The organism is Pseudomonas sp. 10-1B (assembly GCF_000935045.1).
Classification (GTDB): domain Bacteria; phylum Pseudomonadota; class Gammaproteobacteria; order Pseudomonadales; family Pseudomonadaceae; genus Aquipseudomonas.
The window spans coordinates 64,036-89,886 of sequence record NZ_JYKS01000033.1 but is presented as its reverse complement, the minus strand read 5'-3'; the positions used below and the strand labels follow the sequence as shown (position 1 = coordinate 89,886).

The 25,851-nt window shown below is 63.9% G+C and carries 19 protein-coding genes and 1 pseudogene; 8 read left to right on the top strand and 12 right to left on the bottom strand.

Going from position 1 to position 25,851, the window contains the following annotated elements; translation table 11 throughout:
• Positions 1 to 330: 330 nt before the first annotated feature.
• The 5 genes from mnmC to TZ03_RS18605 all read left to right on the top strand — a co-directional run bounded on the left by mnmC (position 331) and on the right by TZ03_RS18605 (position 7,787).
• Positions 331 to 2,295, top strand: coding sequence for a bifunctional tRNA (5-methylaminomethyl-2-thiouridine)(34)-methyltransferase MnmD/FAD-dependent 5-carboxymethylaminomethyl-2-thiouridine(34) oxidoreductase MnmC (gene mnmC, locus TZ03_RS18625; protein WP_051099664.1), 1,965 nt, complete (start codon positions 331 to 333; stop codon positions 2,293 to 2,295).
• Between the two features lie 231 nt (positions 2,296 to 2,526).
• A complete protein-coding gene (locus TZ03_RS18620; protein ID WP_051099663.1) occupies positions 2,527 to 4,314 on the top strand; it encodes an N-acetylglutaminylglutamine amidotransferase in 1,788 nt (595 codons plus the stop codon).
• 3 nt (positions 4,315 to 4,317) lie between these two features.
• Complete coding sequence (gene ngg / locus TZ03_RS18615) at positions 4,318 to 6,063, top strand: N-acetylglutaminylglutamine synthetase (protein WP_051099662.1); 1,746 nt, start codon at positions 4,318 to 4,320, stop codon at positions 6,061 to 6,063.
• 125 nt (positions 6,064 to 6,188) lie between these two features.
• Positions 6,189 to 7,373 carry an osmoprotectant NAGGN system M42 family peptidase gene (locus TZ03_RS18610; protein ID WP_051099661.1) on the top strand — a complete coding sequence of 395 codons (1,185 nt, stop codon included), beginning with the start codon at positions 6,189 to 6,191 and terminating at the stop codon, positions 7,371 to 7,373.
• Positions 7,374 to 7,559: 186 nt separating this feature from the next.
• Positions 7,560 to 7,787: a YheU family protein gene (locus tag TZ03_RS18605; protein WP_051099660.1), complete on the top strand. Its 228-nt coding sequence runs from the start codon at positions 7,560 to 7,562 to the stop codon at positions 7,785 to 7,787.
• A 113-nt stretch (positions 7,788 to 7,900) separates the two neighbouring features.
• On the opposite strand, the gene csrA is transcribed toward TZ03_RS18605, so the two are convergent.
• Together csrA and TZ03_RS18595 are read right to left on the bottom strand one after the other, a co-directional pair.
• Positions 7,901 to 8,080, bottom strand: a complete 180-nt coding sequence (csrA, locus tag TZ03_RS18600) for a carbon storage regulator CsrA (RefSeq protein ID WP_051099659.1) — start codon at positions 8,078 to 8,080, stop codon at positions 7,901 to 7,903.
• Positions 8,081 to 8,200: 120 nt separating this feature from the next.
• Positions 8,201 to 9,010: an SDR family oxidoreductase gene (locus TZ03_RS18595; RefSeq protein WP_051099658.1), complete on the bottom strand. Its 810-nt coding sequence runs from the start codon at positions 9,008 to 9,010 to the stop codon at positions 8,201 to 8,203.
• 314 nt (positions 9,011 to 9,324) lie between these two features.
• On the opposite strand from TZ03_RS18595, the gene TZ03_RS28995 reads away from it, so the two are divergent.
• The gene (locus TZ03_RS28995; protein ID WP_012271016.1) at positions 9,325 to 9,477 is read left to right on the top strand and encodes a DUF3309 family protein; all 153 of its coding nucleotides are present in this window, start codon (positions 9,325 to 9,327) and stop codon (positions 9,475 to 9,477) included.
• 117 nt (positions 9,478 to 9,594) lie between these two features.
• Here TZ03_RS28995 and TZ03_RS31545 read toward each other — a convergent pair.
• The 9 genes and pseudogenes from TZ03_RS31545 to TZ03_RS18550 form a co-directional block, all read right to left on the bottom strand.
• A pseudogene (locus tag TZ03_RS31545) lies at positions 9,595 to 11,754 on the bottom strand (ATP-binding protein); the annotation flags it as partial.
• 921 nt (positions 11,755 to 12,675) lie between these two features.
• Complete coding sequence (locus TZ03_RS18585; protein ID WP_051099657.1) at positions 12,676 to 13,302, bottom strand: response regulator transcription factor; 627 nt, start codon at positions 13,300 to 13,302, stop codon at positions 12,676 to 12,678.
• Between the two features lie 75 nt (positions 13,303 to 13,377).
• Positions 13,378 to 14,112, bottom strand: coding sequence for a pilus assembly protein (locus TZ03_RS18580; protein ID WP_051099656.1), 735 nt, complete (start codon positions 14,110 to 14,112; stop codon positions 13,378 to 13,380).
• Between the two features lie 130 nt (positions 14,113 to 14,242).
• Complete coding sequence (locus TZ03_RS31270) at positions 14,243 to 15,442, bottom strand: hypothetical protein (protein WP_177328484.1); 1,200 nt, start codon at positions 15,440 to 15,442, stop codon at positions 14,243 to 14,245.
• Positions 15,443 to 15,447: 5 nt separating this feature from the next.
• On the bottom strand, positions 15,448 to 17,940 hold the full coding sequence (locus TZ03_RS18570) for a CS1-pili formation C-terminal domain-containing protein (RefSeq protein ID WP_051099670.1): 2,493 nt from the start codon (positions 17,938 to 17,940) through the stop codon (positions 15,448 to 15,450).
• 88 nt (positions 17,941 to 18,028) lie between these two features.
• The gene (locus TZ03_RS18565; protein WP_051099655.1) at positions 18,029 to 18,505 is read right to left on the bottom strand and encodes a CS1 type fimbrial major subunit; all 477 of its coding nucleotides are present in this window, start codon (positions 18,503 to 18,505) and stop codon (positions 18,029 to 18,031) included.
• Between the two features lie 219 nt (positions 18,506 to 18,724).
• Complete coding sequence (locus TZ03_RS18560) at positions 18,725 to 20,389, bottom strand: cation acetate symporter (protein WP_051099654.1); 1,665 nt, start codon at positions 20,387 to 20,389, stop codon at positions 18,725 to 18,727.
• Positions 20,386 to 20,697: a DUF485 domain-containing protein gene (locus TZ03_RS18555; protein WP_051099653.1), complete on the bottom strand. Its 312-nt coding sequence runs from the start codon at positions 20,695 to 20,697 to the stop codon at positions 20,386 to 20,388. Before TZ03_RS18555 ends, TZ03_RS18560 begins: the two co-directional genes overlap by 4 nt.
• A 259-nt stretch (positions 20,698 to 20,956) precedes the next feature.
• Positions 20,957 to 21,817, bottom strand: a complete 861-nt coding sequence (locus TZ03_RS18550) for a glycine betaine ABC transporter substrate-binding protein (RefSeq protein WP_051099652.1) — start codon at positions 21,815 to 21,817, stop codon at positions 20,957 to 20,959.
• Between the two features lie 198 nt (positions 21,818 to 22,015).
• Between TZ03_RS18550 and TZ03_RS18545 the strand changes: the two genes are divergently transcribed.
• Positions 22,016 to 23,581, top strand: a complete 1,566-nt coding sequence (locus TZ03_RS18545) for a beta (1-6) glucans synthase (protein WP_051099669.1) — start codon at positions 22,016 to 22,018, stop codon at positions 23,579 to 23,581.
• A gap of 406 nt (positions 23,582 to 23,987) precedes the next feature.
• Here the strand turns inward: TZ03_RS18545 and TZ03_RS18540 are convergent, their stop codons facing one another.
• Positions 23,988 to 24,350 (bottom strand): hypothetical protein, encoded by a 363-nt coding sequence (locus TZ03_RS18540; RefSeq protein WP_051099651.1) that lies wholly within the window; start codon positions 24,348 to 24,350, stop codon positions 23,988 to 23,990.
• Between the two features lie 191 nt (positions 24,351 to 24,541).
• Here TZ03_RS18540 and TZ03_RS18535 point away from each other — a divergent pair, with 191 nt between their 5' ends.
• Positions 24,542 to 25,840: a serine/threonine protein kinase gene (locus tag TZ03_RS18535; RefSeq protein WP_051099650.1), complete on the top strand. Its 1,299-nt coding sequence runs from the start codon at positions 24,542 to 24,544 to the stop codon at positions 25,838 to 25,840.
• The last annotated feature ends 11 nt before the right edge of the window (positions 25,841 to 25,851 follow it).

Below are 25,851 nucleotides of genomic sequence, written 5' to 3'. Positions count from 1 at the left end.
CTCCTACGTTTGTTTCGGGCCAATTATTCCTATGGGATTTGCGCGCGAACGCTTTGGCGCATGGCTCGATATCGCGTCGTACGAACAAGGCGGTCGCGCGGGCCTGTCACAGGCGTTACTGGCCCGAAACAAACGTAGGAGCGAGCGCCAGCTCGCGATGCGCCGCGCGGGCGGCGCTCGGTCTCACAGGCGCTGCATATCTTGTGGCCAACGCCTGTCAGCCCTGATGCGATCCCTGTGGGCGGGTTCACCCGCGAAGAGGCCGGTACAGCCTGCGCAAACCTGCGGGATGACATAAAATCCCGCCCATCCGCTGCAACCGAGCCAACCATGTCCACCCTCCTCCAGCACGCCCAGATCGACTGGGACGACCAGGGCCGCCCTCATTCGCGGCAATACGACGACGTCTATTTCGCGGTCAACGAAGGCATCGAAGAAACCAAGCACGTGTTCCTCGGCCAGACCCGCCTGGCCGAACGTTTCGCCAACCTTGCACCGCACACCAGCCTGGTGATCGGCGAAACCGGTTTTGGCACCGGCATGAACTTTTTCTGCGCCTGGCAGTTGTTCGACCAGCATGCGCACGGCGACGCGCGCCTGCACTTCGTCAGTGTCGAGAAATACCCCCTGGGCCACGCCGACATGGTCCGCGCCGTGCGCCTGTGGCCAGAGCTGGCGGCCTACACCGAGCCGTTGCTGGAGCAGTACGTGGCGGTGCACCCGGGCTTCCAGCAATTCACCTTCGCCGATGGCCGGGTCACCCTCACCCTGCTGATCGGTGATGTGCTGGACCAGCTGCCGCAGCTCGATGCACAGATCGATGTGTGGTTCCTCGATGGCTTCGCCCCGGCGAAGAACCCCGACATGTGGACCCCGGAGCTGTTCGCGCAACTGGCGCGCTTGTCACACCCAGGTACGGTCCTGGGCACTTTCACCACCACCGGCTGGGTCCGCCGCAGCCTGGTCGAAGCCGGCTTCGCCATGAAGAAGGTGCCGGGCATCGGCAAGAAGTGGGAAGTGATGAGCGGGGAATATATCGGTGCCATGCCCAACCCCGGCGCGCCGTGGTACGCGCGCCCGGCCGCCACGCCGGGGCCGCGCGAAGCGCTGGTGATCGGTGCCGGCCTAGCCGGCAGCACCAGCGCCGCCAGCCTGGCCCGGCGTGGCTGGCAGGTAACCGTGCTGGAGCGCCACGCTGTCCCGGCACAGGAAGCCTCGGGCAACCCACAGGGGGTGCTGTACCTCAAACTGTCCGCCCATGGCACCGCATTGTCGCAGATGATCCTTTCCGGTTTCGGCTACACCCGGCGCCAGCTCGAACGCCTGCAGCGTGGCCGTGACTGGGATGCCTGCGGGGTGCTGCAACTGGCCTTCGACAGCAAGGAAGCCGAGCGCCAGGGCAAGCTGGCGGCGGCCTTCGACCGCGACCTGCTACAAGCGCTGGAACGTACAGAAGCTGAAGCCATCGCCGGGGTGGGGTTACCTGCCGGTGGGCTGTACTACCCAGAAGGCGGTTGGGTGCATCCGCCGGCACTTTGCCAACAGCAATTGCAGCATCCACGGATTCGCCTGCTTGCCCATCAGGAGGTCATCGAGCTGCGCAAGGTCGATGACCTGTGGCAGGCCTGGGCCGGTGAGCGCCTGCTGGCCAGCGCGCCAGTGGTGGTCCTGGCCGCTGCCGCCGACGTGCGGCGCTTCGCGCCGTGCGCGCAGTTGCCGCTCAAACGCATTCGCGGGCAGATCACCCGCTTGCCGAGCACCGACGGCAGCCGGGCGCTGCGCACCGTCGTCTGTGCCGAAGGCTATGTGGCACCGCCGCGTGGTGATGAACATACCCTGGGCGCGAGCTTCGATTTCCACAGCGAAGACCTGACGCCGACGGTTGCCGAGCACCAGGGCAACCTGGCGTTGCTGGAGGAGATTTCCACTGATCTGGCCCAGCGCCTGGGTGTGGCAGAGCTGGACCCTGGGCAGTTGCAGGGGCGTGCGGCGTTCCGTTGCACCAGCCCCGATTACTTGCCGATCGTCGGGCCGCTGGCCGATGACCAGGCGTTTGCCGAGGCCTATGCGGTGCTGGGCCGCGATGCACGGCAGGTGCCGGATGTGCCCTGCCCTTGGCTGGGCGGGTTGTATGTGAACAGCGGGCACGGCTCGCGCGGGTTGATCACGGCGCCGTTGAGCGGCGAGCTGGTGGCGGCCTGGGTGTGCGGCGAACCGCTGCCATTGCCGCGGGCGGTGGCGGAGGCTTGTCATCCGAACCGGTTTGGGTTGCGCAAGATGATTCGGGGGAAGTGATGGGGCCGGGGCTGCTGCGCAGCCCAATCGCCGGCAAGCCAGCTCCCACCTCGACCGCATCGATCTCAAGCCCTGTGCAGTACCTGTGGGAGCTGGCTTGCCGGCGATTGGCCCTCACAGCAGTCTCATATAACAGATTGGTCTAAAACTCTCACAAACCACACAGGTCAGTTCCTTAAGGTGCCCTAATCCGGGGCATCACCTCCCCAACGGAAAAACCGGTAAGGACTTATGTGCGGATTAGCAGGAGAGTTGCGTTTCACCCCCATCGACCAAGCCCCTCGCCCAGCCGACCTGGCTGCGGTAGAGCGCATTACCCATCATCTGGCGCCCCGTGGCCCGGATGCCTGGGGCTTCCATAGCCAGGGCCCGATCGCCCTCGGCCACCGGCGCCTGAAAATCATGGACCTGTCCGACGGCTCGGCGCAGCCGATGGTCGACAACACCCTGGGCCTGTCACTGGCCTTCAACGGCGCCATCTACAACTTCCCCGAACTGCGCCAGGAGCTGCAGGCCCTGGGCTACAACTTCTGGTCAGACGGCGATACCGAGGTGCTGCTCAAGGGCTACCATGCCTGGGGCGCCGCCTTGCTACCCAAGCTCAATGGCATGTTCGCCCTGGCCATCTGGGAGCGCGACAACCAGCGCCTGTTCCTGGCCCGTGACCGCCTGGGCGTCAAACCGCTGTACCTGTCGCGCAACGGCGAGCGCCTGCGCTTCGCCTCGACCCTGCCGGCCCTGCTCAAGGGCGGCGACATCGACCCGATGCTCGACCCGGTGGCGCTCAACCACTACCTGAACTTCCACGCCGTGGTGCCGGCGCCACGCACGCTGCTGGCCAACGTGCAAAAGCTCGAGCCCGGCAGCTGGATGCGTATCGACCGCCATGGCGAAGTGGAACGCCAGACCTGGTGGCAGCTTCAATACGGCGCCAACCCGGACGAGCGTGAGCTGGACCTGGAGGCCTGGACCACCCGCGTGCTCGATGCCACCCGCGACGCCGTGGCCATTCGCCAACGGGCGGCGGTGGACGTGGGCGTGCTGCTGTCCGGTGGTGTCGACTCCAGCCTGCTGGTCGGCCTGCTGCGCGAAGTGGGCGTGGACGACCTGTCCACCTTCTCCATCGGCTTCGAAGATGCCGGCGGCGAACGCGGCGACGAGTTCCAGTACTCCGACCTGATCGCCAAGCACTACGGCACCCGCCACCACCAGTTGCGCATTGCCGAGCACGAAATCATCGACCAGCTGCCGGCTGCGTTCCGCGCCATGAGCGAGCCGATGGTCAGCCACGACTGCATCGCCTTCTACCTGCTGTCGCGGGAAGTGGCCAAGCACTGCAAGGGCGTGCAAAGCGGCCAGGGCGCCGATGAGCTGTTCGCCGGCTACCACTGGTACCCGCAGGTGGACGGCGCCGAGGATGCCTTTACCGCCTACCGCGAGGCCTTCTTCGACCGTAGCCACGCCGAATACCGTGACACCGTGCAGGCGCCCTGGCTGCTGGAAAGCGACGCGGCCGGCGACTTCGTGCGCGAACACTTCGCCCGCCCCGGCGCCGGCGACGCGGTGGACAAGGCGCTGCGCCTGGACAGCACGGTGATGCTGGTGGACGACCCGGTCAAACGGGTGGACAACATGACCATGGCCTGGGGCCTGGAGGCGCGCACGCCGTTCCTCGACTACCGCCTGGTGGAGCTGTCGGCGCGCATCCCGGCCCGCTTCAAGCTGCCCGACGGTGGCAAGCAGGTGCTCAAGCAAGCAGCGCGGCGGGTGATCCCGCATGAGGTGATCGACCGCAAGAAGGGCTACTTCCCAGTGCCGGGCCTGAAGCACCTGGAAGGCGCCACCCTGGGCTGGGTGCGGGAGCTGCTGACCGACCCCAGCCAGGACCGAGGGCTGTTCAACCCGGCCATGCTCGACCGCCTGCTGAGCAACCCGCACGGCCAGCTGACACCGCTGCGCGGCTCCAAGCTGTGGCAGCTGGCGGCGCTGAACCTGTGGTTGAGCGAACAAGGAATCTGAGCGATGAAAGCCCACGAAATCGCCTATGGCCAGCGCCTGCTGCGCGGCCAGGCACCGTCCTACGAGCGCCTGCAGGCGCGCCTGGCCGGCGATGGCAGCCAGCCCCACGACCAGCCGCGTGCCGTGCACTGCGGCTGGGGCCGGCTGCTGATCGGCCACACCTACCCCGACCCGGTCAGCCTGGCCGCAGAGTTGCTGGACGAACGCCCCGGTGAGCGCGACATCGCCCTGTACGTGGCCGCGCCCCAGCAACTGCTGGCGCAGGCCCCACAGCAACTGTTCCTCGACCCATCCGACACCCTGCGCCTGTGGTTCACCGACTATCGCCCGGCGCAGCGTGTGTTCCGCGGCTTCCGCGTGCGCCGGGCGCAGAACCCGGCCGACTGGCAGGCGATCAACACCCTGTACCAGGCGCGCGGCATGCTGCCGGTCGACGCCGAGTTGCTCACGCCCCGGCACCTGGGTGGCCCGGTGTACTGGCTGGCCGAGGACGACGACAGCGGTGCGGTGATCGGCAGCGTCATGGGCCTGAACCACGCCAAGGCGTTCGACGACCCCGAGCACGGCAGCAGCCTGTGGTGCCTGGCGGTGGACCCGCAGTGCACCCGCCCCGGCGTCGGTGAAGTGCTGGTGCGCCACCTGATCGAACACTTCATGAGCCGCGGCCTGGCCTACCTGGACCTGTCGGTGCTGCACGACAACCGCCAGGCCAAGCGCTTGTACCAGAAGCTGGGCTTTCGCAACCTGCCGACCTTTGCGGTCAAGCGCAAGAATGGCATCAACGAGCGGCTGTTCCTCGGCCCGGGCCCCGAGGCCGGGCTCAACCCCTACGCACGCATCATCGTCGACGAGGCGCTGCGCCGGGGCATCGAGGTGCATGTCGACGACGCTGCTGGTGGCTTGTTCACCCTCAGCCTGGGCGGGCGCCGCATTCGCTGCCGTGAATCGCTCAGCGACCTGACCAGTGCCGTGACCATGACCCTGTGCCAGGACAAGCGCCTGACCCAGCATGCCCTGCACAACGCCGGGCTGCTGGTGCCCGTGCAACAGTTGGCGGGCAATGCCGACGACAACCTGGCGTTTCTCGACGAGCATGGCGCGGTGGTGGTCAAGCCGGTCGACGGCGAGCAAGGCCAGGGGGTGGCGGTAAACCTCACCTGCATCGAGGACATCACCCACGCCGTGGCGCACGCCCGCCAGTTCGACAGCCGTGTGCTGCTGGAAAGCTTCCATGCCGGGCTCGACCTGCGCATCGTGGTGATCGGCTACGAAGTGGTGGCCGCCGCCATTCGCCACCCCGCGCAGGTGCTGGGCGACGGCAAGCACAGCGTGCGCCAGTTGATCGAAGCCCAGAGCCGTCGGCGCCAGGCCGCTACCGGGGGCGAAAGCCGCATACCGCTGGACGACGAGACCGAACGTACCCTGCGCGCGGCGGGCCTTGGCTATGACGACGTATTGCCAGCCGGCCAGCGCCTGGCCGTGCGACGCACTGCCAACCTGCACACCGGCGGCACCCTGGAAGACGTTACCGAACGCCTGCACCCGGTGTTGGCCGACGCTGCCGTGCGTGCTGCACGGGCGCTGGAAATTCCGGTGGTGGGGCTGGACTTCATGGTGCGCGATGCCGAACAACCGGAGTACGTGATCATCGAGGCCAACGAGCGTGCGGGCCTGGCCAACCACGAACCGCAGCCCACGGCCGAGCGCTTCATCGACCTGCTGTTCCCGCATAGCCGGCCTTTGGCGTAATCGCTGATGGCCTCTTCGCGGGCACGCCCGCTCCCACAGGTCCGCCACAGGTCCTGAGACTTGTGGCGGACCTGTGGGAGCGGGCGTGCCCGCGAAGAAACCAACGCAATTTCCAAGGAGTACTCATGTCTGAACGACTCCCCGAACCCGATCTCGAATACCTCAAGCGTGTGCTCCTGGAGATGCTCGCCATCCCCAGCCCCACCGGCTTCACCGACACCATCGTGCGCTACGTGGCCGAACGCCTGGACGAACTGGGCATCCCCTTCGAGCTGACCCGCCGCGGCACCATCCGCGCCACGCTCAAGGGCCGGCAAACCTCGCCTGACCGTGCCGTGTCCGCCCACCTCGACACCATCGGCGCCAGCGTGCGCCAGTTGCAGGACAACGGCCGCCTGGCCCTGGCGCCGGTCGGCTGCTGGTCCAGCCGCTTCGCCGAAGGCAGCCGGGTCAGCGTGTTCACCGACACCGGCGTGTTCCGTGGCAGCGTGCTGCCATTGATGGCCAGCGGGCATGCCTTCAACACCGCCATCGACCAGATGCCGATCAGCTGGGAACATGTGGAAGTTCGCCTGGACGCCTACTGCGCCACCCGCGCCGACTGCGAAGCGCTGGGTGTGAGCATTGGTGATTTCGTGGCCTTCGACCCACTGCCCGAGTTCACCGAAAGCGGCCATATCAGCGCCCGCCATCTGGACGACAAGGCCGGCGTGGCCGCCTTGCTCGCAGCGCTGAAGGCGGTGGTGGAAAGTGGCCGCCAGCCGCTGATCGACTGCCACCCGCTGTTCACCATCACCGAGGAGACCGGCTCGGGTGCAGCCGGCGCCCTGCCCTGGGACGTCAGCGAGTTCGTCGGCATCGACATCGCCCCGGTGGCGCCCGGGCAGGCCTCCAGCGAGCATGCAGTGAGCGTGGCCATGCAGGACTCGTCAGGGCCTTACGACTACCACCTGTCCAGGCACTTGCTGAAACTGGCCGGCGACCACGACCTGCCGGTGCGGCGCGACCTGTTCCGCTACTACTTCAGCGATGCCCATTCGGCGGTGACGGCAGGGCACGATATCCGTACCGCGCTGGTGGCCTTTGGTTGCGATGCCACCCATGGTTACGAGCGCACGCATATCGACAGCCTGGCAGCGCTGAGCCGGTTGTTGTCGGCGTACCTGCTGAGCCCACCAGTGTTCGCCAGCGACTCGCAGCCGGCCAATGCGTCGTTGGAACGCTTTAGCCACCAGCTGGAGCATGATGCGCAGATGGAGAGCGATACACGGGTGCCGGCGGTGGATAGCCTGGTTGGTAATAAGGCCTGAGGGCCCTGTTCAAAAGCTAAAAGCCTGCGCAATCTTTGTGGGAGCGGGCATGCCCGCGAACACCGGCAAAGCCGGTGCCAGCCACCGCGTCGCCTGTTTCGCGGGCGCGCCCGCTCCCACAACGGCCCCAAAATCTCCAATGTTTCGCGTAGCATTGCCCCCATCCACACCCTAGACACTGCCCCCATGCTGATCCCCTACGACCAACTGCAAGCCGAAACCCTGACCCGCCTGATCGAGGACTTCGTCACCCGCGACGGCACCGACAACGGCGACGACACCCCGCTGGAAACCCGTGTACTGCGAGTACGCCAGGCATTGGCCAAGGGCCAGGCATTCATCCTGTTCGACCCGGAAAGCCAGCAGTGCCAGTTGCTGGCCAGGCACGATGTGCCCCGCGAGCTGCTCGACTAGCAGGCCAGGCCTCTTCGCGGGTAAACCCGCTCCTACAGGGATGCCACAACATTCAGCCTTGTGGTAATCCTGTAGGAGCGGGTTTACCCGCGAAAGGGCCGGTACAGGCAACATCAGGTCTTGCTTTGCTTGCCCTGCTTGATGCGCTTGTACACCTCCGAGCGATGCACCGGCACATCACGCGGGGCGTCCACCCCAAAGCGCACCACCCCGTCCCGCGTTTCCACCACCATGATCCGGATGTCATCGCCAATCACGATGATCTCCCCCACTTCACGCCCAATTACCAGCATGCTCCAATCCTCCACCCCAAGGGAAAACCAGAGCCTGCCTCGTAGGCATTCAGCTACTCAATAGTTCTGCATCGATTCAGAAGAGCCCTACATCGCCGAGTAACTTCTCCTACAGACCATTCATCGCGAAGGGTTTTTTGCACGCATTTTCAGCGCCATTTCGGCCATCTCGTCATACAGCCGCTCAGGGGCCTGGCGTTTCAACTGCCAGGCCTGGCGCCCGGCCTCGTGGGGCAGGATGAGGAACTCGCCAGCGGCAACCTGCTGGTGAATGTACTCGGCAATGTCCGCAGCACTGATCGGCGAGCCTTCCAGCAGCTTGCCCACCTGGGCCTTCATCGCCGGGTTCGGCCCGCGGAACGAGTCGAGCAGGTTGGTCTGGAAGAACGACGGGCACACCACGTGCACCGCCACTTCAAGCTGGCGCAGCTCCACCAGCAGGCTCTCCGACAACGCCAGCACACCGGCCTTGGCCACGTTGTAGTTGCTCATGCCCGGGCCCTGCATCAGCGCGGCCATCGAGGCGATGTTGACGATGCGCCCCTTGCTGCGCTCCAGCAGCGGCAGGAAGGCCTTGCAGCCCTTGACCACGCCCATCAGGTTGACTGCGATCTGCCAGTCCCAGTCCTCCAGCGACAACTCGGCGAAGAACCCGCCCGCAGCGACGCCGGCGTTGTTGACGATCATGTCGATGCCGCCGAACTGCTCGGTGCAGGCCTGGGCCAGGGCGGTCAGCTGGCTGTAGTCGCGCACGTCGCAGCGTTGGGTGAAGCCGTCGCCGCCAACCGCACGGGCCAGTTCCAGGGTTTCGCGCAGGCCGGCTTCGTTGACATCGGCCAACGCCAGGCGCCAGCCCTCACGCGCCCAGCGCAGGGCGATCTCGCGACCGAGGCCGGACCCGGCGCCGGTGATCATGATGCGGTTTTTCATGGTGGCTGGCCTTGTCTTGATGAGGAGTGAAACGAGTCTAAACAAGGGCCTGGGTAACAGCAGGATTCATCAGGGTAGTGAATGGGCGGGCATGAATATGCGTGGCCTGCACTGGCCCTATCGCCGGCAAGCCATCAGGGTTGCCAGGTGCTCGCCGCTGCATATCTTATGGCAAACACCTGTCAGCCCTGATGCGGCCCCGGGCCAGTGCAGGCAACACACAAATGGAATCTTTCCCAAGCGGCGCCGGTCCGAACTTACAAGAGGCCAGCAGTGCAAGGCCCTTGCCCCCTCAACCACGCAAGGATTCTGTCATGACCACAATTCTGATCATCATTCTGATCCTCCTGCTGATTGGTGGCTTACCGGTCTTCCCGCACTCGCGCAGCTGGGGCTATGGCCCGTCCGGCATCGTCGGCGTGGTGTTGGTGATACTGCTGGTGTTGTTGTTGCTCGGCATGATTTGACGCCAGCCCTGGGGCGGCCCTGCGGTCCAGTTGCTGCTCCAGGCTCATCATCGCTTCGACCAACGCCTGCACGACCAAGTTTATCGATTGCGGGTCCCAAGTCTGCGCTTGGCAGCAATGTTCAAGATGCTCACACAACGCCACCAACCCCTCGGCACGCAGTATGCGCGCGCCACCCTTGACCCGATGGGCAAGGCTGGCCAGGGCTGACGGTGACAATGGTCGGCGCCTGAGCTGTTGCAGGTCCTCGCGGTTGCTAGTGCGCAGATCGCCAAGCAAGGTCTCGAACGCTGCCTGATCGTGGCCGACCAGTTGCATTAGCCGTTGCAGATCCAGCGGGGCGAGCCTTGCGGAAGGTGCGCCGGGGCAGACCGTAACGATGCCCAACGCCTGAACCAGACTGTCCAGATCCAGTGGCTTGAACAGGCAGCCATCCATACCGGCAGCCCGCGACCTGCGCCGTTCGATTTGCTGGGCGTTGGCGGTCAGCCCGAGCACCGTGCAGGGAGAACGCCCGCTACGGCGCTCGTGTTCACGAATCGCCCGAGCCAGCCTGTGGCCGTTCAGGCGCGGCATGTTGCAATCACTTATCACCACATCGAAATGCTCTTTCAGCCACAGGCGCAAGGCCTGCAAGCCATCTTCGGCCATTCGCGCCTGATGCCCCAGGTAGTCAAGTTGCTGGGCCAACAGCAGCCGGTTGGCCGGATAATCGTCGACCACCAGCACACGCAAGCGAAGCGTGCTGCCGCCAACTGCAGCAGGCACTGCCGTCATCACTGATGCCTCACTCGCCAACAGCGGCAGATGTAGGGTAATGACTGCCCGCGTGCCCTTGCCCAACGTACTGCTCAGGCGCAACTGCCCGCCCATCATTTCGCACAGGCTACGGCTTATGCATAGGCCCAGGCCTGCACTGCTGCGTGGCGACTGATGCTGGTTGCTGGCCTGACGGAACGGCTGCCCAAGGTTGACCAACTCTGCTGCGGCAATGCCCACACCGGTGTCGCGCACTTGCAGCCAGACCTCCAACTGCTCGCCTCTGGGCACCGCATTCAGGCTAACCACGACATGCCCCTGGTGGGTGAATTTGATGGCATTGCTCAGCAGGTTTGCCAGCACTTGCTTGAAGCGCAGCGGGTCGAGCATCACCTCGGCATCCGCCACCCCCTGGATCTTCAGTTCCAGGGCCAGGCCCTTGTCACGCGCCTGCTGCCGAAACAGTTGCACAACCCGGTCGACCTGTTCGCGCAAACGCACCCGTTGCTCGGCCAGTTGCAAATGGCCGGTCTCGATGCGGCTGATATCGAGGATATCGCCGATCAGCTCATGCAGGCCGCGTGCGGCTTCGGTCGCCACGGCGATGGCCGATGGGTCAAATACACCTTGGGTGGTTTTGCGCTGTGCCAGTTCGAGCATGCCCATCAGCGCATGCAGGGGCGTGCGGATCTCGTGGCTCATGGTGGCAAGAAAACTCGTCTTGGCCTGACTGGCGTCTTCTGCCTCCTGTTTGGCACGGCGCAACTCGACGTGCAGGCGACGCAGATAGCGGATCCACAGCAATGCCAGCAGCAGCATCGCCAACACCGCCACAAAACCGAACAGAACCCTGCCCCGGTAACGCGACCAGACGCTGTCCGGCACGATCACGGGCCGCCGCCAACGGCGTACTAGCGCGCGGCTCTCATTGGGTGACAAGCTGAGCAGCACCTGGTCCATTATACCCAGCAGCTCTCCGGCACCGGGAGCGCCAGCGAAAGCGAAATGGGCCGGAGGCACGGGCAGGCTGGCGTTGACCTGCAAACGCCGTGGATACCACCGGGCGATCATCGGGCGAGCGTCATCGAGCGCCAGGATGGCGCCGTCGGCCTGCCCATCAGCCACCGCCCGCAAAGCATCCAGCGGCCCTTGCACAAGGCGCTGACGCACCTTGGGGTAACGTCGGCGCACCAGTTCGGTCATGGCACTGCCCAGTATCACCGCGACGGTGCCCCCTGCCAGTTGGTCAAGGTCGATTGCGGCCGACGCGCCCGTGCGGGTCACGAGCACGCGAGGGGCGCTCAGATAAGCCCAACTGAACGATAACCGCTGGGCGCGCTCCGCGCTGTGGGGCACTCCTGCGATCAAATGGGCCTTGCCCTCGATGACCTGCCCGATCATCTGTTCCAGGCTGCCAACTACCTGCACCTCGAAGTCAAGGCCGGTTCGCTGCGACATCATCTGCAGGATGTCCAGGGTCAACCCACGCAGGTCGCCCTTGCTGTCGCGATAGCTCATGGGCAACATCTGGTCGTCCACCAGCACCCGAACCGTAGGGTTGTTTTGCAACCAGCGCTGCTGGGCCTCAGTCAACTGCAGTGGCTGCGACACAGGGGTGAATCTGGCGAGCGGGTTCCAACGTTCGCCCATGCGTGCACGGGCGGCGTCATCGATGCCTGCGAGAGCCCGTTCGACCAAGGCAGCTAGCGGTGTGCCATTATCCAGCATGGCAAAACCTATACCCTGGCGTGGCAAGGCACCGGGGCCGACCTCCTCCACCCCACTGAACGGGTTGCCGCCCTGCACATAACGGGCAACCAGGGCGTTGCCCAGAAACAGGTCGGCCTGGCCTAGCGCCAGTGCAGCCAAGGCGCTGAATGGGGTCGGGTGCAGTTGGACCTCGACTTGCGGATAGTACTGGCGAACTTGCTCCAGGGTTCGATAGCCCTCGACCATCACCAGACGTAAGGGGGCTTCAGCGGACAGCAGCGTATGCCGCTCAGGGGCCATCAATAGTGGCCAGTCTTCGGCATAAGGACGTGACAACAGCAGGCCGGCTTCCTGCGCCTGCTGCGCGGTCACCGAGCCAATGATATCGATCGAACCATCGCGCAGAGCCATGCTGGCGGCCTCGAACGAATCAAATACCTGCACGCTTGTGTCCAGGTTCAACAGCTCTGCAATCAGGCCGGTGTAATCCGCCGTGATGCCTTCATAGACACGCCCCGTACCCAGCATGTCCAACGACGGCTGGTCGCGGCCCAGCACGCCAAGGCGCAACACTCGATGGCGCCACAACCAACGTAGTTCGGTGCCATCAGGTTCGATACCCGGCCCGTCGTGGACGGCCCGGCCATGAAGTATTGGCTGTGCCATGGCGGGTAACGACGACAGGCAGCAGAGCAGGTACAAGCATAGAATTCGCACGGCGGCAGTACGTCAGACCAGGTGATTGCGACGAGCGAAATCCGCCATGTCGATCAAGGAAGAGAGCCGCAGCTTTTCTAGCAAGCGCCCCTTGTAGGTACTGACGGTCTTGTTGCTAAGCAGCATGATTTCACCAATGGCCTTGTTGCTCAGGCCGCGCGCCAGCAACTGCAGCACCGCAAGTTCACGGTCGCTGAGGGTGGCAAGCAGTTGCGCCTCGGTACAGGCCAGGTCCTGACGACACACGGTATTGAGTGTCACCTCGGGGAAATAGGTAAACCCTGACCTGATCGCACGCACCGCCTTGTTTAACTCGCCCAGGTCGTTGGTTTTCGACACAAAGCCCGCAGCCCCCGCTTGCAGGCAGCGTAGTGAATAAGCCTCGGGCAGATGCGAGGTCAATACCAGGGTCTTGGCACCTTGCCCCAGGCGCTTGATGCGTCCGATCACTTCAATGCCATCAAGACCAGGCATACTCAGATCGAGAATGACCAGGTTCGGCACCAGTTCGCGCACCAGGCGCATTGCCTCGATACCATTGTCGGCCTGACCGACCACGGTTATTCGCTCTTGACGTAACAGCATGCACACCGTGGCGCGGATGAAGGGGTGGTCATCGACAACCACTGCTTTATACATGGTCTTCCTCCCTTGGCTGGCCGGTGGCACGCGTCACGGCTGGAATCACCTCAGTGGACACCCGGCACTGGGCGCTCACCCTTCCAGCACCATTTGCTGATGCTCGGCACCCTCGTGCAGTTCGAATTGATGCACCTTGGCGGCCTGGCCATCGAACTGCCGGGTACGCCCGGGCAGCAAGTGGTGCTTGGTAGCCGTCTCGCAACCCTGATCAAGGGTCTGGCATTGGCGGAAGTGGTCTAGCACCACCGTGGCATTGCCCTGGTTACTCACCGTCAGAGCCCCGGCTTTTCGGTGCACCAAGGTCTGGTAACGGGGCTGGTCGGGGCGCACGAATAGCAGCGTGCCATAACCGGCCAGCAGGTTGACGCCGGCCTTCAGGTCGTCGCGGTATTCCTCGGCTTCTGCCTCGCTCACGGCAAAGCCATCACCCAGCTCTGGCAGCACCGGTATGAAGCGCAGGCGGTAGTAGCGTTCGGCATTACGCTCGCCCCGGTACAGCAGACGCACGGCCTGCATGCCCCGGGCAGGCACGATGAGCCGTGCTGGGCTGACCACCAGGCCCCGCTGCTCCAGGGCCAGGCCGTCTAGTTCGACCTCACGGTGCACGCCGCTACTGTCATAAACCAGCTCGACCACGCTGACCTTTACGAAGGCTGTGGCATCACCGCCGTTACGCACACGCTTGAGCAAAGTGCTCTTGCCGGCCTCCAGATAGTCGTACAGCCCGCCCACGTTCAGCTCCGGCGCGGCATGCGCCAGCGCCGGGAGCAGCAACATGGCGAGGCAAAGTGATCGGTACAGGTTCATCGTTAGATCCTCCATGCCAGGGTACGGCGATGGCCAATTACCACTACCGCAATAGTCCACAAAATGCGAAGTGAAAGATGCAGGAAACGTCCTTGCTGCTATTAGGAAACGTCCTAAAGACAGCCCGCCGCTAAAGCTGCGCGTCGAAAACTACCGTCACTTCGCCCTCGTAACGGCTGCCGGGGTGGGCGAGCATCGTCCGCACGTCCGGGCCGGCCACCTCGAAATGCAGTTGGCCGGGCCGGTTGAGCACCGGTGTTACGGAGTCGAACGCCAGGGCATTGCCACGTCCGGTCGGCAAAGGCAGTTTCTGCACTGCGCCACCGGCGTGCTGTATACCGCCCGGCAAGCTCAGGGCAATCTCCACCGGTACCTGATGGCCGGCATCGTTACGAATGCCGCAACCGCTGGCGAGGTTATAGCGGCATAGCTTGTAGACCTTGAATGGGCCGGTGGACCACAGACGGAACGGCAAGTCACGATTCAACCGTTGCGGAGCGCCTCTACCGCCCAGCCAGGCCTGCCAACCACCGGGCGGTTCGAGCACGGCACGCTCGGAGCCGGGCGGGAAGTCGAAAATGAAGGCGTGCTGCACATCGAGCCTGAAATTCAGGGTAAGACTGTCGCCGTTCAGGTTGCGGACATTATTGCCAAAGTCGAAGTCGCCGCCTGGTCCGATGGTGTAACTCACGCTGCCGGTGTAGATACCTGGTTTCATGCGATAGGGCGCAGGCATGTCCAGGTTGTAGGCCACCCCCATTTCACTGACGTCAATGTCAATCACCTGACCCGCATTGCCCACTTCCGGATCCGAGTGACAGCCTGTCGGGGCCTGCGGGGTTCGCAATGTCCACAGATACCAGGTGATAGCCGGCATTCTGTTGTATGAGAACGTCTTCCTGTACTGGCAGCCCCCCCTGGCGTAGGCCGTATAGGCCGGGTTGTTCCTATAATGGTCGCCTCCAGTCACTTGCTGGCTCACTGCGGTCAACTCGAAACGCAACGAATGATTCTCGCCCGTTGTTTCGTGGAACACATCCACTTGGCGCGGCCCAGGTAACTGAATGTAAAAACGATCGCGCACGTCCGGGGCTGCTGTAACGGTAGTTCTGCTGTAGCTGATTGGAATTTGCATCGCCGGGATGCCGGTGCACTCCGCCGGCCAGCGCCGGCAGTAAGATGCAAGCGGCGTGGTGTTTTCAAAGCGCCCCGATGCCTGGGCGCGGTACTGCGCGGTAACAGTGGCCTCCAGCGCTTGCGCCTGCGGCCCCCATAAAACCAGGAGCAGGCACAGGCTCGCTGCGCTACTCGACCAACCACGTTTCAACATGCTGCTCAACTCTCTCCCCCTCCCGATGTCGGCCCGGCCTGGGCCAGGCGCCCCGTCTTGCACGACAGGTCGCCGGCCAGCAACACGTCCCCTTCGCGCTTCAGCATCTTCAGATCCAGTTCCAGCAGGCACAACGATGTGCCACCTTCGCGCACCTCCAGCGTTGGCGTGGATTCGCTCATCTCCACGGCAAACAAGCCACCGCTCTCGGACACGCTACGGCTGGCATGGTTGACCAGCTGCGCACCGCTCAAGGGGCGGCCCTGGTCATCGAGCAAGCGCCCCAGTACCGTTACCGTGCGCACCACCCGGAGCTTGCGATAGGCCACGCCGCCGCGGTTTAGGTGGTAGTCGAAACTGTTGGGCTGGATCACCACCGCTGTTTCGTTGTCGCCGTCCAGGTCGAACTGCACGTAACCGGCCTTGTAGGCCTGCACCGGGACTACATTGCGCCCTGGTTGCAGGGTGGTGCCAAGGCCATGCTCGCCGTCGGCGCGTAACGCCAGGCCGGCGATATCGCTTTCGACATCGACGATCAACCCGGCATCGTGGGGCAGGTACTGCCCGGTGATGGCCACCTTGCCCTCGCCCACGGCGACAATGCTCTGCAGGTTCAGGCCGGCGCTGATCTCACCGTTGTAGGAGGAGCTCTGCGCATAGGCATCGCCGTACAACGCCTGTCCCTGGAACTGCGCATCGGCACCCAAGCCGGCGCCGTAGCGGTCCACCGTGGCACTGGCACCCAGGCTACGTAGTGCACCCAGGTCGACGTCGCGCATGTATGACAGCGAGGCATTCTGGTCGCGCCCACCGTCATACGAGGTGCGGCTACCGATGCTGGCGGCGATCCGCTCGCCTGGCCCGCCCAGGCTCACGCTCAGCGCCAGGCTGATCCCACGGTTGCGATCATCGCCACTGCTGCGCGTGCCTGGTCGGTCGAACAAGCTCAGCCGCCAATTGGCATCCGAACCCAGCAGCTTGCCGTAGTACGACCAGCCCAAGTCGATGCCCAGGCCTTCGGCGGCACCGGTGCTGTGCGCGACCCGCACGCTCGCGGTACTGCGGCTGTCCAGGCGCCGAGTGAATAGCAGCGACGTCTGGCTTTGCTCGGCATACTGCACCACCTGGCTATGGGTCGGCCGGCTGATGCTCTCCAGCCAACTACGGCTGTGGCTCAACACTAACGAGCCAAGGTCGTGACTGTGGATCAGTTGCAGGTCATAGCCATCCCCCAGGCCATCGGTACGATAGAGGTTACCGTACAGCTTGAGGCGATCGAACGGGTCCCAGTCCAGTGAGGTGCCATACTGCATGGTCTGGTCTACTTGCTGTACGGAGGCTCCGAGGACCGCTCGCGGGTGCAGCAGATAATTGGCCAGCACCCCAGCGCTCAAGCTGTCATCGCCGTCCTCGTCCCAGTTGCTCAGCAGACGCGTCTGTTGCCCCAGGTAAAGGTTGTAGCGCCAGCGGCTGTCGGCATTGCGCCAACTGTTGGGTTTGTAGACGAACTCCTGGGTGCGGGCGGTCTCCTGCCCGTCCTCGAGCAGGCGCACCTCGACCTGATAGATGCCACCCGGCAGCACCCGGGTGTTCAGCACCTGCAGTCCCGGCTGCACCGGCTGACTGTTGATCAGCACGCCATTGCGGTAGATCTCCGCCACCCCGGGTCGATTGGGGGTGACATGAATCGGGGTGGAACTGGCCTGGCTATTGTCGATCAGCAGGCTGTCACTGCTGCCCAGCATCAAGCCAAGGGTGGTATCGGACTGCCGCCCCAGCAGCCGAGGCTGACGCGTCAGCCCTTGCGCACCGGGGGTGAAGTAGCCCAGACGGAAGAAATGCTGCTCATGCAACCGTTCGCCGTACAGCTGACTGATACGGTGCCGGGTCTGCTGGCCGGTGACGCTGCCTCGGTCAACCTGGGCATCGGCCAGCGTGCTCCATTCATCCCAGTTGCCTTGCCCTTGCAGCGCATACAGCCCAGTGGTATTGCGGCCATCGCTGACCAGGTTGAGCTGGTTGCGCAACAGCAACCCGCCGCCCTGCTCGGGCACACGATGGTAACGCGCCGCCTCGCCGACGTGCTCTGCGGCGTCGGTCAGCAACGACAATTGCGAATTGACCAGGCTGTAGTGAATTGCCTGCAGGCCATCCGGGCAATCCTCCAGGCAGTTGCCCAGCGGGCGACCGCCTCTCAGGCGCTCCTGCCAGCGCCGGCGCAGGCTTGCGGGCTCACGGCTTTCGGCATAGTCGGTGAATTCCAGCAGTTGCACATGCTCGTCGCGGCTGAGCACGACCATGGCATCGCCTAGGTAGCGCCCGTCCAAGTCAACCCGCACCGCCAGCGGTACGTCGAAAAAATGCGCTTCGAACTCGCGCGGTAAACCTTGCGCCTGGCTGACCACGCCCATGGCGCTGGCTACCGGCTCGGCACTTGCCGGCAACCAGGCCAGGCAAGCGCCAAGCGACGCAATCTTCAGAATATCGGATGAGACCATGACGCTGCCCAGGAACAAAGCCAGCCTCGCCCCTGGAACGGACCAAGGGCGAAGAGGCTGGAAGACGGTTGAAGGGGATGCGCAGGGATCAGGGCACAGCGGTTTCAAACATCATGCTGACCAGGCCTTGGTAGGCACCTGGCTTGTAGCCGCCCGCCGGTACCTGCGGAGCCACTTCGAAATCGACGATAGCGCCCGGTGCGGCTGCGGCGGCGCTGAGGATCTCGGTAGCGTTGGTAGTCAGCACGGTATCGCCAATCTTCACGTCCAGGTCGATGGCATCCAGGCCACTGCTAACCACCGCTGGCGACAGCAGGTGCGCGGTGATCGGACCGATGGTGCTTTTGGCCTGCAGCTGTTTGCGTACTGGGGTCAGGGTACCTTGAAACGAGTTCCAGGCCATGTCCTGTGGGTCGTTCATCCAGTTGCCGCCCACCGGCTCGACGTAGAACGAGGCAGTTGGCACGGTCGCGGTGATCAGCACCTGTTTCTCGATCGGGTCGTCAGCCAGGGCCTGGCCAGCGACCAAGGCTGCGATGGGAAGCGCCAGAAGCAATGCTTTCACGTATATATCTCCTTGAAACCTGTGGATAAAACATTCGATTAATCGTCAATCAGCCGAAGACAATCGATCGGCTGAGTGGGATTATTCGGATTCACTGGCTGTGGAAATACAGAACGTTTCCGAGCGACATGTTGAAATTTCTGATGGCAACGTAATACCGACGTAGAAAAGACAACGCCCCGACTAGCGGGGCGTTGTTTTCAAACAAGAACCGTCAGCTTAGTGGGATACCGCCCCGCTCGCCCCCAGGCCAGTCTGCGAACGCACGAATTGCGGGAAGAACAGCGCACGCTCGTCTTCGGCAGCCTTGGACTTGTCGGTGACCGAGAAGAACCAGATGCTGACGAAGGCAATGGCCATCGAGAACAGCGCCGGGTACTCGTAGGGGTAGATCGGCTTCTCGTGGCCGAGGATCTGTACCCAGATGGTCGGGCCGAGGATCATCAGCGTCACCGCGCTTACCAGGCCCATCCAGCCGCCGATCATCGCGCCGCGGGTGGTCAGCTTCTTCCAGTACATGGAAAGCAGCAGTACCGGGAAGTTGCAGCTGGCGGCGATGGAGAAGGCCAGGCCGACCATGAAGGCGATGTTCTGCTTCTCGAACAGGATGCCCAGGCCGATCGCCAGCACGCCGAGGGCGACGGTGGTGATCTTCGACACACGGATCTCATCCTTGTCGTTGGCCTTGCCCTTGCGCCAGACGCTGGCGTACAGGTCGTGGGACACCGCCGAGGCACCAGCCAGGGTCAGGCCGGCGACCACCGCCAGGATGGTGGCGAAGGCCACGGCCGAGATGAAGCCGAGGAACACGCTGCCACCCACGGCATTGGCCAGGTGCACCGCCGCCATGTTGTTGCCGCCCAGCAGGGCGCCGGCAGCGTCCTTGAAGTCCGGGTTGGTGCTGACCAGCAGGATGGCGCCAAAGCCGATGATGAAGGTGAGGATGTAGAAGTAGCCGATGAAGCCGGTGGCGTACAGCACGCTCTTGCGCGCTTCCTTGGCATCACTGACGGTGAAGAAGCGCATCAGGATGTGCGGCAGGCCTGCGGTACCGAACATCAGCGCCAGGCCCAGGGAGAACGCCGAGATCGGGTCCTTGACCAGGCCGCCCGGGCTCATGATCGCTTCGCCCTTGGCGTGCACCTTGATCGCTTCGGAGAACAGCGTGTTGAAGTCGAAGCCTACGTGCTTCATCACCATCAGTGCCATGAAGCTGGCACCGGACAGCAGCAGCACCGCCTTGATGATCTGTACCCAAGTGGTGGCCAGCATGCCGCCGAACAGCACGTACAGGCACATCAGGATACCCACCAGGATCACCGCCACGTGGTAGTCCAGGCCGAACAGCAGCTCGATCAGCTTGCCGGCACCGACCATCTGCGCGATCAGGTAGAACGCCACCACCACCAGCGAACCGGAGGCCGACAGGGTACGGATTTCCTTCTGCCCGAGGCGGTACGAGGCTACGTCGGCGAAGGTGTACTTGCCCAGGTTGCGCAGGCGTTCGGCGATCAGGAAGAGGATGATCGGCCAGCCGACCAGGAAGCCAATCGAGTAGATCAGGCCGTCGTAGCCGGAGGTGAACACCAGTGCGGAAATACCCAGGAACGAGGCGGCCGACATGTAGTCACCGGCAATCGCCAGGCCGTTCTGGAAGCCGGTGATCTTGCCACCGGCAGCGTAGTAGTCCGACGCCGACTTGTTGCGCTTGGAGGCCCAGTAGGTGATGCCGAGGGTGAAGGCGACGAAGGCCACGAACATGGCGATGGCGGAAACGTTCAGCGGTTGTTTCTGCACCTCGCCGGTCAGGGCATCGGCGGCCCACACGGCGGGTGCGAAGGCTCCGCAGGCCAGTACGGCCAGGGCTTTGGCGTGGCGAATCATTGTTGCGCCTCCTTCAGGATGGCCTTGTTCAGCTCATCGAATTCGCCGTTGGCGCGGCGCACGTAGATGGCGGTCAGGACGAATGCCGAGACGATCAGGCCGACGCCCAGGGGGATGCCCCAGGTAATCGACGAATCAGGGCTGAGCTTGGCGCCCAGAACCTGAGGACCGTAGGCGATCAGAAGGATGAAGGCGCAGTACAGGCCAAGCATGATCGCCGAGAGGATCCAGGCGAAGCGTTCGCGCTTGGTGACCAGCTCCTTGAAGCGAGGGCTGTTTTGTATCGAGAGGTAAATGCTGTCGTTCATTGTTTTTGTCCTAGCAGCACAGGTAGGGGGTGATACCCACGCCCTTACTTTATGCTGCCGCTGGACGCCAACCAGACGACCTTAGTCTTAGATGCAACGGTGTTTTACCGATTGCGTAACAAAACAGCTTGCTCATGCCCCTGTAGGAGCGGGTTTACCCGCGAATGCGGTGGCGGCAACAACGATGAACGCCTAAGAAACATTGGCCGGCGGGCCCGGCCTATTCGCGGGTAAACCCGCTCCTACAGGGGCTACGGACTTACTTACCAGTCCACTCCTTCACCCGATCAGGGTGCTTGGCCACCCAGTCCTTGGCCGCCGCCTCAGGCTTGGCACCTTCCTGGATCGCCAGCATCACCTCGCCAATCTCGTCCTTCGACTGCCAGCTGAACTTCTTCAGGAACTCCGCCACTTCCGGTGCCTTGGTCGCCAGTTCCTTGCTGCCGATGTTGTTCACGGTTTCCGCCGCGCCATACACACCTTTCGGGTCTTCGAGGAACTTCAGTTTCCACTTGGCGAACATCCAGTGCGGCACCCAGCCGGTCACCGCGATCGACTGCTGCTTGGCATAGGCACGGCCCAGCTCGGCGGTCATCGCCGCGCCGGAACTTGCCTGCAGTTTGTAGCCGGTCAGGTCGTAGTCCTTGATGGCCTGGTCGGTCTTCAACATCACCCCGGAGCCGGCGTCGATACCGACGATCTTCTGCTTGAAGCTGTCATCGGTCTTGAGGTCGGCGATGCTCACCGCCTTGACGTATTCGGGGACGATCAGGCCGATCTTGGCGTCCTTGAAGTTCGGGCCGTAGTCGACCACGTTGTCCTTGTTCTTGGCCCAGTATTCGCCATGGGTCACCGGCAACCAGGCCGACAACATGGCATCGAGCTTGCCGGTCGCCACACCCTGCCACATGATCCCGGTAGCCACGGCCTGCAACTTCACGTCGTAGCCGAGTTTCTGCTTGATCACTTCGGCGGCCACGTTGGTGGTCGCCACGCTGTCCGCCCAACCATCCACGTAACCAATACTGACTTCTTTGGCCATTGCCTGTGCTGCGCTCATTCCCAGTACCAGGGCGGTGCCCACCCCCAGGAAACGTCGCATTTTTTTCAAAGTTGCCATCAAAGCATCCCCTCGTCAGGTCTTGGAGATTGCATCATCGTCCTGCAACACAAGGCGACCTGATCCAGCTGCGACCTTTACCCGCCTCATATACGACATCACTGTGCCATTAGCGCCATCGATCTGTGCCGGCCTGCGCGATCCTTGCATGCCAACGGTTTGGCGCCGGGCTACTATCTATCCTTTTTGCGCCTGACGATGGACCGCCCAATGCCCCGCTCTACCCGCCTGTTGCTGCCGCTGTACCTGCTGGCCTGCCTGACCGCCCTGCTTGGGCTCGGTGGGCTCTGGTACGGGCTTGGCAAGCCCGTGCAACTGCCCGATGCGGCCAGCCCGACGCACAAGCTGCAGTGCGCCTCGTACACCCCATTCGACAAGGACCAGTCGCCCTACGACCAGCCGTTCCGCCTGCGCCCGGCGCGCATGGACGCCGACCTGGCGTTGCTGGCTGAGCGATTCCAGTGCATCCGTACCTATTCCATGAGCGGTCTCGAGGCAATCCCGGCGCTGGCGCGCAAGCATGGGCTGAAGGTGATGCTCGGTGCCTGGGTGAACAGCCACCCGGCCGACACCGACAAGGAAATCAAGCTGCTGATCGCCGCCGCCAACGCCAACCCCGACGTGGTCAGCGCGGTGATCGTCGGCAACGAGACGCTGTTGCGCAAGGAGGTCACCGGTGCGCACCTGGCCAAGCTGATCGCCCGGGTGAAAAGCCAGGTCAAGGTGCCGGTGACCTACGCCGATGTGTGGGAATTCTGGCTGCAGCACCCGCAGGTGGCGCCGGCGGTGGACTTCCTGACCATTCACCTGCTGCCCTATTGGGAAGACGACCCGCGCGGCATCGACGATGCCTTGGCCCACGTGGCCGATGTGCGCCGGGTATTCGGCACGCGCTTCGCGCCCAAGGACATCCTGATCGGCGAAACCGGCTGGCCCAGCGAAGGCCGCCAGCGCGAGACGGCGGTGCCCAGCCGGGTCAACGAGGCGCGCTTCATTCGCGGCTTCGTGGCCATGGCCGAAGCCAACGGCTGGCACTACAACCTGATCGAAGCGTTCGACCAGCCATGGAAGCGTGCCAATGAGGGCGCGGTAGGCGGTTACTGGGGGCTGTACGACGCTGACCGCCAGGACAAGGGTGTGCTCGAAGGGCCGGTGAGCAACCTGCAATACTGGCCGCAGTGGTTGCTGGCCAGTGCCTTGCTGATGGTGAGCATGCTGGTGCTGGCCGGGCGCCCCGCCACACCTGTCGCGGCCTTGCTGCTGCCGTTGCTGGCGGCGTTCGGGGCCGGCTGCCTGGGGCTGTGGGGCGAGCTGATGCGCACCCATGCGCGCTTTGCCGGGGAATGGCTGTGGGCAGTGTCGCTGGCCGGGCTGAACCTGCTGGTGCTGGCCCATGCCGTGCTGGGCCTGGCGCGGCGGGCGGGGTGGCGCGAGCGTTCGTTCGCCTGGCTGCAGGTGCGGGCCGGCTGGTTGCTGCTGGCGGCGGGGTTCGCCGCGGCGGTGAGCATGCTGGCGATGGTGTTCGACCCGCGTTATCGCAGCTTCCCCAGCGCGACGCTGGCATTGCCGGCGCTGGTGTATGTGCTGTGGCCGGTGCGGGCGCGACGGGCGGAGGTGGCGTTGCTGGCGTTCATCGTGGGGGCCGGGGTGGCGCCACAGTTGTTTGTGGAGGGGTTGGAGAACCAGCAGGCCTGGGGCTGGGCGGTGGTGAGTGTGCTGATGACAGCGGCTTTGTGGCGGAGTTTGCGGGTGCGATCGGTTTGATCCCCCCGGGGCCGCTGCGCGCCCCATCGCCGGCAAGCCAGCTCCCACCTCGACCGCATAGGCCGCAAGCCCTGTGCGGTCCCTGTGGGAGCTGGCTTGCCGGCGATGGGGCGCGAAGCGGCCCCTGCCAGCCTCCCACCTCGACCGCATAGGCCTCAAGCCCTGTGCGGTCCCTGTGGGAGCTGGCTTGCCGGCGATGGGGCGCGAAGCGGCCCCTGCCAGCCTCCCACCTCGACCGCATAGGCCGCAAGCCCTGTGCGGTCCCTGTGGGAGCTGGCTTGCCGGCGATGGGGCGCGAAGCGGCCCCTGCCAACCTCCCACCTCGACCGCATAGGCCGCAAGCCCTGTGCGGTCCCTGTGGGAGCTGGCTTGCCGGCGATGGGGCGCGAAGCGGCCCCTGCCAGCCTCACTGCGTTTGCCTGACCAACCGCAACCCCGCCAGCACCAACGCGAACACCGCAATGCTGGCGGTATACAGCACCAGCGCCGGCACCGCGAACACCAGCGCCAATACCGCCAACCACCAGCCGCCACGACCAGCAACCACCTGCGCCAGCAGCGCCAGGCCCAACCCACCCCAGGCCATCACCTGGTGATGAATGCCCAACCCCAGCAGCGACCGCACCTCGCACTGCCAGTATGCCGTCGCTGTGCTGCACAGGCCCACCCACTGCCCATCCTCCATCAGCCCATAGCGCACGCCATAACTGGCCGCGAGCCACAGCTCCAGGAATAGCAGGAGCAGCACAGCTGGCAACGAACGAGACATCCTGGTTTTCCTACAATCGCTATTGACGAAATCGATGATCACCCAAGTGTTCTCATAAGGCAAAATCACCACCCTGCAGCTATGTTGCAGGTAGCAAGCACACCAAAGACCACCGCACTTGGCAACTTTGCCCGGCCTGATGTGGTCCTAGCCTGCACATTGCTCGACCTTGCGTTCTTTTGGGGGATTACATGCTTCGATCTTTGCGCCTCGCTGCCTTGCTCGGCAGCCTGCTAATGGCTGTGGCCGCTTCGGCGCGAGATATCGACGCCGCAAGCTATGGCTACCCCTTGACCAACCCGTTCGAGGCGACCATCGCCACCACGCCGCCGGACCAACGCCCCACCCTGCCCAGCGACGACGAAATCACCCAGTCCGACTACAGCCTCAACCTGCGCCCGGAGCGTGAGTTCACCTTGCCCGACAACTTCTGGGCGGTGAAAAAGCTCAAGTACCGCCTGGCCCGCCAGGATCGCGAGGCGCCGCTGATTTTCATCATCGCCGGCACCGGCGCGCCCTACACCAGCAGCATCAACGAATACCTGAAAAAGCTGTTCTACCAGGCCGGCTACCATGTGGTGCAACTGTCGTCACCCACCAGCTACGACTTCATGAGCGCCGCCTCGCGTTTCGCCACCCCGGGCATCAGCCAGGAAGACGCCGAAGACATGTACCGGGTGATGCAAGCCGTGCGCGCCCAGCACCCGCGCCTGCCGGTCAGTGATTTCTACCTCACCGGCTACAGCCTGGGCGCGCTCGACGCCGCCTTCGTCAGCCACCTGGACGAAACCCGTCGCAGCTTCAACTTCAAGCGCGTGCTGCTGCTCAATCCACCGGTCAACCTGTACACCTCGATCAACAACCTCGACAAGCTGGTGCAAACCCAGGTCAAGGGCATCGACCGCAGCACCACTTTCTACGAGCTGATGCTGAGCAAACTCACCCGCTACTTCCAGGACAAGGGCTACATCGACCTCAACGACGCCCTGCTGTACGACTTCCAGCAGTCGAAACAGCACCTGTCCAACGAACAGATGGCCATGCTGATCGGCACTTCGTTCCGCTTCTCGGCGGCCGACATCGCCTTCACCTCCGACCTGATCAACCGCCGCGGCCTGATCATTCCGCCGAAGTTCCCGATCACCGAAGGCAGCAGCCTCACACCGTTCTTCAAGCGTGCCCTGCAATGCGACTTCGAGTGCTACATGACCGAACAGGTCATCCCCATGTGGCGCGCCCGCACCGACGGCAACAGCATCCTGCAACTGGTCAACCAGGCCAGCCTGTATGCCCTGGAGGATTACCTGAAGGCCAGCCCGAAGGTTGCCGTGATGCATAACGCCGACGACGTCATCCTCGGCCCCGGCGACATCGGCTTCCTGCGCAAGGTGTTCGGTGACCGCCTGACCCTTTACCCCCTCGGCGGCCATTGCGGCAACCTCAATTACCGCGTCAACAGTGACGCCATGCTGGAGTTCTTCCGTGGTTAACAAACTCCTCT

What these genes read in the sequence shown, in the direction of transcription:
- mnmC (WP_051099664.1), top strand. Translation starts at nt 331, where the DNA reads ATGTCCACCCTCCTCCAGCACGCCCAGATCGACTGGGACGACCAGGGC.
- TZ03_RS18620 (WP_051099663.1), top strand. Translation starts at nt 2,527, where the DNA reads ATGTGCGGATTAGCAGGAGAGTTGCGTTTCACCCCCATCGACCAAGCC.
- ngg (WP_051099662.1), top strand. Translation starts at nt 4,318, where the DNA reads ATGAAAGCCCACGAAATCGCCTATGGCCAGCGCCTGCTGCGCGGCCAG.
- TZ03_RS18610 (WP_051099661.1), top strand. Translation starts at nt 6,189, where the DNA reads ATGTCTGAACGACTCCCCGAACCCGATCTCGAATACCTCAAGCGTGTG.
- TZ03_RS18605 (WP_051099660.1), top strand. Translation starts at nt 7,560, where the DNA reads ATGCTGATCCCCTACGACCAACTGCAAGCCGAAACCCTGACCCGCCTG.
- csrA (WP_051099659.1), bottom strand. Translation starts at nt 8,080, where the DNA reads ATGCTGGTAATTGGGCGTGAAGTGGGGGAGATCATCGTGATTGGCGAT.
- TZ03_RS18595 (WP_051099658.1), bottom strand. Translation starts at nt 9,010, where the DNA reads ATGAAAAACCGCATCATGATCACCGGCGCCGGGTCCGGCCTCGGTCGC.
- TZ03_RS28995 (WP_012271016.1), top strand. Translation starts at nt 9,325, where the DNA reads ATGACCACAATTCTGATCATCATTCTGATCCTCCTGCTGATTGGTGGC.
- TZ03_RS18585 (WP_051099657.1), bottom strand. Translation starts at nt 13,302, where the DNA reads ATGTATAAAGCAGTGGTTGTCGATGACCACCCCTTCATCCGCGCCACG.
- TZ03_RS18580 (WP_051099656.1), bottom strand. Translation starts at nt 14,112, where the DNA reads ATGAACCTGTACCGATCACTTTGCCTCGCCATGTTGCTGCTCCCGGCG.
- TZ03_RS31270 (WP_177328484.1), bottom strand. Translation starts at nt 15,442, where the DNA reads ATGTTGAAACGTGGTTGGTCGAGTAGCGCAGCGAGCCTGTGCCTGCTC.
- TZ03_RS18570 (WP_051099670.1), bottom strand. Translation starts at nt 17,940, where the DNA reads ATGGTCTCATCCGATATTCTGAAGATTGCGTCGCTTGGCGCTTGCCTG.
- TZ03_RS18560 (WP_051099654.1), bottom strand. Translation starts at nt 20,389, where the DNA reads ATGATTCGCCACGCCAAAGCCCTGGCCGTACTGGCCTGCGGAGCCTTC.
- TZ03_RS18555 (WP_051099653.1), bottom strand. Translation starts at nt 20,697, where the DNA reads ATGAACGACAGCATTTACCTCTCGATACAAAACAGCCCTCGCTTCAAG.
- TZ03_RS18550 (WP_051099652.1), bottom strand. Translation starts at nt 21,817, where the DNA reads ATGGCAACTTTGAAAAAAATGCGACGTTTCCTGGGGGTGGGCACCGCC.
- TZ03_RS18545 (WP_051099669.1), top strand. Translation starts at nt 22,016, where the DNA reads ATGGACCGCCCAATGCCCCGCTCTACCCGCCTGTTGCTGCCGCTGTAC.
- TZ03_RS18540 (WP_051099651.1), bottom strand. Translation starts at nt 24,350, where the DNA reads ATGTCTCGTTCGTTGCCAGCTGTGCTGCTCCTGCTATTCCTGGAGCTG.
- TZ03_RS18535 (WP_051099650.1), top strand. Translation starts at nt 24,542, where the DNA reads ATGCTTCGATCTTTGCGCCTCGCTGCCTTGCTCGGCAGCCTGCTAATG.